Below are 7,897 nucleotides of genomic sequence, written 5' to 3'. Positions count from 1 at the left end.
GAGGTGATCGTTGCAGTATCGGACCACTCCGAGGAAAAGGGCGACCGGTTGCCCGGTCGCCCTTCCGCTGCAGATATCTCAGGTCAGGCTGCGTTCGACAGGTCCTCGACCTTGGTCGCCGGGTCCCCGTCAGTAGCGTTCTTGAGCTGCGGCACCAGCACCTCCAGCGCATACAGCAACGCATTGGGCCCGCTGTAAGCCAAGGCCCCACCCAGCGGCGTCGAGAACGACGTGTACAACGCCCGGTCCTCGGTAGCCACCGTCAACCGGCTGAAGGCCGGCGAGGCCAGCATGTCCTTCTTCGTCGCGCCGTTCACGAAGAGGACGTCCCGGTCCAGCAGGTCCAGCCGCTCCTCGCTGACGTCCTCCGACTCGGTCTGCGCCGCGAAGCCCAGCGCGTCGAACAGGGCCCGCCGCGGGTCCTTGGCCGGGATCAGCCAGTGCTGGCCCTTCTCCGGGCCGAAGTCCACCACCAGGGTCTTGCCGGCGAACTGCGGGTTCGCCGCCTTCGCCTCGTCGATCTTCGCGTTCACCTTGGCCACCAGTGCCTGGGCCTCGCTCGACATGCCGAGCGCCTTGCCCGTCGTCAGCGTCTGCACGTCCCACGGGGTCTGCTCGTCGGCGTAGTCCTTCGACTGGATCACCGTCGGGGCGATCTGGGAGAGCTTGTCGTAGGTCTCCTTGTTGATCGTCTCGTAGATCGCCAGGATCAGGTCCGGCTGCTGCTTGATGATCGCCTCGAAGTTGATCTCCGCCGAGAACGTGGTCAGCGGCTTGCCGGCCAGCGCCTCCTTGACCCACGGGTACGCCGGGTACTCGGTGAACCATTCGCGGGTGCTCACCGGCACCACGCCCAGGGCCAGCACCGGGTCCTGGTCGTTCCAGCCGACGGTGACGACCCGCTCGGGCTGCTTCTCGATCGTGGTGGAGCCGAACTTGTGCTCGATGCTGACCGGGAAAGCGGCGGCGGCCGAGCCCGAAGCGGCGGGCGCGGCGGCACCGTCCTCTTCGGACCCGCAGGCGGTGATGGTGGTGGCGGCGAGCAGACCGGCGGCGACGGCGGTGAGGGCGCGTCGCCAGCCGCCCAGGCGGCGGTTCATCTATGGGACTCCTTGCTGAGGGGGCGTTGGATCACTGATGAGGTTAGGCTAGGCTAACTTTGCTTCCGCGACGACCCCCTCGCGGGCCTCATCCACCCCAGGAGGACGACACATGCAGCGGACCCTGCTCGGCGGCAAGATCCACCGCGCCACCGTGACCCAGGCTGACCTGCACTACGTGGGCTCGATCACGATCGACAAGACCCTGATGGACGCGGCCGACCTGGTCGAGGGCGAGCAGGTCCAGGTGGTCGACATCGACAACGGCGCGCGGCTGGTGACGTACGTCATCGAGGGTCCGGCGGGCTCCGGAGTGATCGGCATCAACGGCGCGGCCGCCCGGCTCGTCTCGGTCGGCGACCTGATCATCATCATGTCGTTCAAGCAGGTCGACGAGCGCGAGCGGGCCGACTACGTGCCGCGCGTCGCGCACGTCAACGCGCAGAACCAGCTGATCGAGATCGGCTCGGACCCCTCGGCGCCGGTCCCCGGCGCGGACGACCAGATCTCCGGCAAGGTCCTGGTCCACTGAGGCCGGCGGGACCGGGGGCACTGCGATGGGCGCGCTGACGATCTGCCGGGACTGCTGCTGCGGCAGCGCCGACAAGCATCCGGAAACCGACCACGACGCCCAGCTGGAGGCGATCCGCGGCGCGGTGGGTGACAGACATCGGGTACGCGTGAGCGAGTGCCTGCGAGTCTGCGAACGCTCGAACGTGGTCGTGGTGCACCCGACCCCCGCCGCCCGCCGAGCCGGCGCCCGCCTGGTCCACCTGGGCGACGTCCTCGACGACACCCTGGTCGGCGCGGTGGCCGCCTGGCTGGACGCGGGCGGCCCCGGCATCGCGGCGGTCCCGGAGCCCCTGACCGCCCGCGTCTTCAACCCCGCCGACTACGCCGACTGACACACAGCGGCGGATCTGCGGGCAGCGAGCTCCAGGCCCGATCTCTACGCTCGCGCCATGACTGATTCCGCGCTGCCCTCGGCCGCGGTCCCCGGGGTGGCGGTCCGGCGCTCGAGACTGCCCCTCCTGTTGGCACTGACGGCCGGCCTGCTCGTCGGTGCGGCGGCGACCTCGTACCTGACCCACGACAGGGGCGTCCCCGACATCGTGCAGGGAACGGTCAGCGGGGTCGCGGCCGTGTCCGATCAGGGGGATGTGCAGGCCATCGCGTTCAGATTCGACGGCCGTGACTACGCGGGCCCCGGTATGGGCGAAGGCATCCCGGTGGTCCCCGACGTGCCGTGGACCGACGCGGCCGGCCAGGACCATCAGGGCGACCGGCCGTCCTGTCTGGCCGCCGGGGCGTACGGCCGGCGGGTCGAGCTGGGCGTTCTTACGGTCGGCGGAGAAGGCCCCTGGACCACCCAGCTGGTCGTCTGGGTGCACTGTCTTCAGTGACCGGACGCGACTCCTAGTTCATCCGCAGCGGCGCGGCCACGAGCACCACGCACGCCAGCACCGCGATCCCGGTCCGGACCCCGCGCAGTTCCCGCCACCACGGCAGCAACCACAGCGCCAGCCACAGCACCCCGAAGACGGCAATGTGCTGACTGACCATCTCGAGGGAGATCTCCTCGCACCGGTTGTCGGCCACCGTCTCCGCGCACACCTCGGGAACTTCGCCCAGGCCGCCCCACAGCACCATCAGCAGCCCCACGGACGCCGCCACCGCCGGCCCGAGCACCAGCGTCATCAGCGGCGTCAGCAACCACCCGGCCAGATCCCGGCGACGGTCCGTTCGCGGGCCAGGAGGCACATTCTGCATGCCCGAACCGTAGCGACCTTCGTCAGACCGGGTAGTCGGTGCGGTGCGCGTAGGTGAGCTGGTCCGGGGAGACGCCCCACTCCCGGAGGATCCGGCCCAGGCGGCCCTCGTCGCCGGCCCGCGCGCTCCGCGCCTCGGTCATGCCGTCGTCAGGTCCGAAGCACCAGTCGTTGTCGATGTAGGTGTTGTCGAACTCCCGGTGCAGCACGGTGAAGGCGCCCTCGGGCAGCGGGTAGACCGCGACCCAGGCGCGGCGGCCTGCTGCCGCGGCGGGCACCTCGGCGACGATGAGCCGGCCGCGCCGAAGAGCGGTGCGCAGGGCGAGGGGCCAGTCGTCGGTCACGGCCGGAATTGAATCACGGGGACCGTCCGCCGCCTTAAGCTGCTGCTGTGTCTGATGCTGCGGTGGGGCGACGAGTGCTGGTGACCGGCGCGCGGCGGGGGATCGGCGCCGCGATCGCCGTCGATCTGGCGGTAGCCGGCTGGACGCTCCTCCTGCACCACCTGGACGCCGCCGACGAGGCCGAATCCGTGGCGCAGCAATGCCGGGACCGTGGCGCCCGCACCGAGATCCTCGAGGCCGATCTCGCCGATCCGGCCGCCGTCTCCGCCCTCGCCGAACGGGCCGGCCCGGTCGACATCCTCGTCAACAACGCCTCGCGCGCCTCGAACGTCGCCGTCGACGCCTTGTCGCTCGACGAGTGGCAGGAGACGTTCGCCGTCAACGTGACCGCGCCGATGCTGCTCGCGCAGGCGTTCGGTGCCGGGATGGCCGCCCGGGGCTGGGGGCGCATCGTCAACGTCACCTCGGCCACCGTGGCGCTGGGCGGGCCGTCCGGGCCGTCGTACGTCTCCAGCAAGGCCGCCCTGGTCGGCCTCACCCGCTCGCTGGCCCGGGCCTTCGGGCCCGCGGGGGTCACCGTCAATGCGCTCTCGCCCGGCGCCGTCCTGACCGAGCGCGAGCGGGAGATCCTGGGCGACGACCCGCATCCGGGGCTGGTCGCCGCCCAGGCCGTGCCGCGCACGCTGGTCCCGGCGGACCTGCTCACCGCCGTACGGTTCCTGGTCGCCGACGGGTCGGGCGCGATGACCGGGCAGGTCGTCGAGGTCGGCGGGGGACTGGTGCTGGGTTAGCGGTCGGGGTGGCTGGTCAGGTAGCCACCCATCGTCGTGAAGTACTCCTGCGCCGGCATCTCCACGCCCTCGTCCGTGCGGACCGAGCGGATCAGCAGCGCCTTGCTGCGGCCGCGGCGGGCTTCCGCGCCCGCCACGACGGCCACGCCGTCGCCCTCGCGGAAGAAGATGCGGCCCGGCGTGCCGCCGTAGACCGCCTGCGAGACCGCGGCGGTGACGATTTCCAAGCGGCGTCCCTTGTGGAAGCAGAAAGCCTGGGGGTACGGCGCCGACTGCGCCCGGACCAGCCGTTCCAGTTCCTCGGCCGACCAGGTCCAGTCGATGCGGATGTCCTCCTCCGACCGCTTGTGGAAGAAGCTCGCCTTGGAGCGGTCCTGCGGCACGAAGTCGCGGCGGCCGCTCGCGATGGCCGCCAGGCCGTCGACGGTGATCGGGCCGAACAGCTCCAGCGTCTTGTGGAACAGGTCCGTCGTGGTGTCGGCCGGGCCGACCGGGACGGCGCGCTGCAGCACGATCGGCCCGGCGTCCAGTGTGTCGTCCATCATGTGGGCGGTGACGCCGACCTCGCGCTCGTCGTTGAGCAGAGCCCAGATCAAGGGCGAGAAGCCCGCGTACGCCGGCAGCAGCGCGTCGTGCACGTTGAGGGTGCCGAACGGCGGCAGGGTGAAGATGCGCGGCGGGATCCAGGTGCGCCAGTTGGTGGCCACGATGACGTCCGGCGCGACCTGCTTCAGCGCCTCGTACAGCTCCTCGTCGTCGGGGCGTTCGCGCAGCATGACCGGCACGCCGTGGGCCTCGGCGAGCTCGGCGACCGAGTCGGACCAGACCTTCTCGTACGCGCCCTCGCCGACCGGGTGGGTGACCACCATGACCACGTCGTGCGCCGAATCCAGCAACGCCTGCAGGGTCCGGTGCCCCCAGGTCTGGAAGCCGAACATGACGACGCGCATGAATTTTTCTCCCTCACTCGGCGCTGCGGACGCCTCCGCAGATGCTTAGGTTAGGCTAACCGAAATCTGGGGTCAGGTCGGCCCCGCCGTGGAGGGGACGGACATGTCTGAACCTGAACTCGATGTCGTGGGGATCGGCTTCGGCCCGTCCAATCTGGCCATGGCCATCGCCGTGTCGGAACACAACAACGGGCGGGGTCCGGATGCGAGGGTGCGCACCCGGTTCCTGGAACGGCAGGCCGGCTTCGGCTGGCACCGCGGCATGCTCCTCGACGACGCCACGATGCAGGTCTCTTTCCTCAAGGACCTGGTGACGCTGCGGAACCCGACCAGTGAGTTCACCTTCCTGCGCTATCTGCACAGCCAGGGCCGGCTCATCGATTTCATCAACCACAAGAACCTCTTCCCGCTGCGGGTCGAGTTCCACGACTACTTCGCGTGGGCCGCCGCGCAGGTCGACGACCAGGTCACCTACGACGCCGAGGTGCTGTCGGTGACCCCGGTCGCGGCTCCCGGCGGCGACGTGATGGCAGTGGACGTGCTGTCGCGCCACGGCGGGCAGCTCAGCACCCACCGCGCCCGCAACCTGGTGATCGGGACCGGGCTGCGCCCGCGCCTGCCCGAGGGCGTGACGGCGTCCGACCGGATCTGGCACACCAGCGACCTGCTGCACAACATGCCGAAGCTGCGCGGCACGGAACCGCGCCGGATCGTCGTGGTCGGTGCCGGGCAGAGCGCGGCCGAGGCGGTCGCGACCCTGCACCGCGAGTTCCCGACGGCGGAGATCTGCGCGGTCTTCTCCCGGTACGGCTACTCGCCCGCCGACGACAGCAGTTTCGCCAACCGCATCTTCGACCCGGCGGCGGTCGACGACTTCTACGTGGCCCCGGAGGACGTGAAGCGGCAGCTGATGGGCTACCACGCCAACACGAACTACTCCGTGGTGGACATGGACCTCATCGACGACCTGTACCGGCGGGCGTACCAGGAGAAGGTGCTCGGCAAGCAGCGGCTGCGGATGCTCAACGTGTCCCGGCTGACCGAGGTGGCCGACGGGCCGGACCAGGTGGTGGCGAGCGTGCGTTCGCTGGTCACCGGGGAGACCGTACGGCTGGCGGCGGACGTGGTGGTCTGCGCGACGGGCTACCACCAGGCCGACCCGTACGCGATCCTCGGCGAGCTCGCCGACCTGTGCCACCGCGACGAGCAGGGCCGGGCGCGGGTCGAGCGCGACTACCGCGCCGCGACCGATCCGCGCCTGCGGGTGGGCATCTATCTGCAGGGCGGCACCGAGCACACCCACGGCATCACGTCGGCGCTGCTGTCGAACACCGCGATCCGGGTCGGCGAGATCCTGGAGTCGGTGGTGGCCCGCCGGTCAGCGCCCGCGCTGGTCAGCGTTTAATCATTTCTTCATACGCATAATCATGCATAGGATCGGATCATGTTCGATCCTATGCAGGGTGCGCGGGCGGTCCGGATAGAACGGTCGGCCGCGGCGGCGTGGCCGGCTGGTCGCACGGAGGCCGCGGCGGGCTGGCTGCTGCGGCACACGCCGGGTGTGGCCCGGCGGCGGTCCAACTCGGCCCTGCCGCCGGCGCCGGACCGGCATCCGGAACGCAGCCTGGACGTGGTGGAGGCGTTCTACCGCGCGGCCGGCCTGCCGGTGACCGTCCAGGTCGGTCCGGCCGAGCAGCATCGGGAGCTGGATGCGGCACTCGCCGCCCGCGGCTACCGCCGCGAAGCCCCCACCCTCGTCCTGACGGCAGCCACGGCCGACGTGATCGCCGCCACGGACCCGGTCCTGAGCCTGACGGTCGAAGGCGTGCCGAGTGCCGCGTGGCTGGCTGCTCATCAGTCGCTCAACGGCCCCGGGGACACCTCCGCCTTGGCCCGGCAGGTCCTCGCGCGGGTACCGGCACCGGCCGCGTTCGTCCGGGCTGAGGTCGAGGAGCGGGACGCCGCGATCGGGATGGTCGTCGCCGACGGCGAGTGGGCCGGAGTGTTCTGCATGGCGACGAGCCCAGAGCACCGGCGTCGCGGGCTGGCGCTCGCCGTTCTCGGGGCCGCGGCGCGCTGGGCGGCGGGCCGCGACTGCGCCGAGCTGTACCTCCAAGTCGAAAAGGCCAACATCGCCGCCCGTGAACTGTACTCCCGGGTAGGTTTCGCCCATTCCCACCACTACCACTACCGGGTGCTCGGCGGCGCTGTCAGCTAACATTGCACTGCGTCAATCCCCGCTTCCTCACAGTGGTAGATATAACTCTGCGTGACTGATCATGAGGGGTCTGGTAAGACTAATTTCCACAGTCGGCTAGTCCGATTAGTCAGTTCGCAGTGTGATCGTTGTCTTGTCGCGTGTCGTAGCGCACACTTTCGTCCGCGCGTCCGCCCCCTCCCCTGGCGCGAAGGAACCCATATGACACAGCCCCGCCAGCTCCCACCAGCACCGGCTCCGCATGCTCGCAAGCGCAGCCCGATTCCCTGGGTGATCTTCGCCGTACTCGTCGTCGTGGCCGGCATCGTCCTGGTGCCCAAGCTCCTCGACGACGGCAACGCCGACAACGGAACGCTGCCCGTCGCGGCGGCGGAACAGGATCCGCTGCTCGTCGCGGTGCAGAAGTGCGACCCGGCCAAGACCGGCATGAAGCTCTCCGACAACAACCGCAAGCTGACCGTCAAGGGCGCCGGTGAGAAGTCCTCGGACGGCCTCTCGGCAAGTGCCCTGACCTGCGTCTTCGACACCCTGCAGGTGCCCGGTGCGCTGGTCGACCGGATGTACGGCACAGTCGAGGACGACGGCGGGCTGCAGGGCGACTGGCCCGGCTACGCGGTCTCCTGGACCAACGACCAGGACGAAGGCCTGAAGCTGACGGTCACCCGCAGCTGACGCCCACGAGGAACGGGCCACGACCGGTTACCGGTCGTGGCCCGTTTCCGTGC

At 70.1% G+C, this 7,897-nt stretch carries 11 protein-coding genes; 7 read left to right on the top strand and 4 right to left on the bottom strand.

The annotated features are described in order from the left end of the window. Window positions 1-83: 83 nt before the first annotated feature. Window positions 84-1,100 (bottom strand): ABC transporter substrate-binding protein, encoded by a 1,017-nt coding sequence (locus Aau02nite_RS19465; RefSeq protein ID WP_212989923.1) that lies wholly within the window; start codon window positions 1,098-1,100, stop codon window positions 84-86. A gap of 112 nt (window positions 1,101-1,212) precedes the next feature. Between Aau02nite_RS19465 and panD the strand changes: the two genes are divergently transcribed. From panD to Aau02nite_RS19450, 3 genes are read left to right on the top strand one after another with little or no spacing between them, the layout of a single operon-like run. Further along, entirely contained in the window at window positions 1,213-1,632 is a 420-nt protein-coding gene (panD, locus tag Aau02nite_RS19460; protein WP_212989922.1) for an aspartate 1-decarboxylase, read from the top strand. Between the two features lie 34 nt (window positions 1,633-1,666). Next, a complete protein-coding gene (locus tag Aau02nite_RS19455) occupies window positions 1,667-2,005 on the top strand; it encodes a hypothetical protein (RefSeq protein ID WP_212989951.1) in 339 nt (112 codons plus the stop codon). Window positions 2,006-2,062: 57 nt separating this feature from the next. Next, window positions 2,063-2,503 (top strand): hypothetical protein, encoded by a 441-nt coding sequence (locus tag Aau02nite_RS19450; protein WP_212989921.1) that lies wholly within the window; start codon window positions 2,063-2,065, stop codon window positions 2,501-2,503. 13 nt (window positions 2,504-2,516) lie between these two features. On the opposite strand, the gene Aau02nite_RS19445 is transcribed toward Aau02nite_RS19450, so the two are convergent. Then, entirely contained in the window at window positions 2,517-2,870 is a 354-nt protein-coding gene (locus tag Aau02nite_RS19445; protein ID WP_212989920.1) for a hypothetical protein, read from the bottom strand. Between the two features lie 22 nt (window positions 2,871-2,892). Beyond that, window positions 2,893-3,213 carry a hypothetical protein gene (locus Aau02nite_RS19440; protein WP_212989919.1) on the bottom strand — a complete coding sequence of 107 codons (321 nt, stop codon included), beginning with the start codon at window positions 3,211-3,213 and terminating at the stop codon, window positions 2,893-2,895. Window positions 3,214-3,260: 47 nt separating this feature from the next. On the opposite strand from Aau02nite_RS19440, the gene Aau02nite_RS19435 reads away from it, so the two are divergent. Next, complete coding sequence (locus tag Aau02nite_RS19435; RefSeq protein WP_212989918.1) at window positions 3,261-4,004, top strand: SDR family NAD(P)-dependent oxidoreductase; 744 nt, start codon at window positions 3,261-3,263, stop codon at window positions 4,002-4,004. Here Aau02nite_RS19435 and Aau02nite_RS19430 read toward each other — a convergent pair. Beyond that, the gene (locus Aau02nite_RS19430) at window positions 4,001-4,954 is read right to left on the bottom strand and encodes a methionyl-tRNA formyltransferase (RefSeq protein ID WP_212989917.1); all 954 of its coding nucleotides are present in this window, start codon (window positions 4,952-4,954) and stop codon (window positions 4,001-4,003) included. The two genes, Aau02nite_RS19435 and Aau02nite_RS19430, sit on opposite strands and share 4 nt — an antisense overlap. Before the next feature lie 103 nt (window positions 4,955-5,057). On the opposite strand from Aau02nite_RS19430, the gene Aau02nite_RS19425 reads away from it, so the two are divergent. The 3 genes from Aau02nite_RS19425 (at window position 5,058) to Aau02nite_RS19415 (ending at window position 7,844) form a co-directional block, all read left to right on the top strand. Next, window positions 5,058-6,359, top strand: coding sequence for a lysine N(6)-hydroxylase/L-ornithine N(5)-oxygenase family protein (locus tag Aau02nite_RS19425; RefSeq protein ID WP_212989916.1), 1,302 nt, complete (start codon window positions 5,058-5,060; stop codon window positions 6,357-6,359). Window positions 6,360-6,398: 39 nt separating this feature from the next. Beyond that, window positions 6,399-7,172, top strand: a complete 774-nt coding sequence (locus tag Aau02nite_RS19420; RefSeq protein ID WP_212989915.1) for a GNAT family N-acetyltransferase — start codon at window positions 6,399-6,401, stop codon at window positions 7,170-7,172. A 201-nt stretch (window positions 7,173-7,373) separates the two neighbouring features. Then, window positions 7,374-7,844, top strand: a complete 471-nt coding sequence (locus Aau02nite_RS19415) for a hypothetical protein (protein WP_212989914.1) — start codon at window positions 7,374-7,376, stop codon at window positions 7,842-7,844. Window positions 7,845-7,897: the final 53 nt, after the last annotated feature.

Source organism: Actinoplanes auranticolor (assembly GCF_018332655.1).
Lineage (GTDB): Bacteria > Actinomycetota > Actinomycetes > Mycobacteriales > Micromonosporaceae > Actinoplanes > Actinoplanes auranticolor.
Note: the sequence above shows the minus strand (reverse complement) of the source record. Positions and strands in the feature narration are given on the sequence as shown.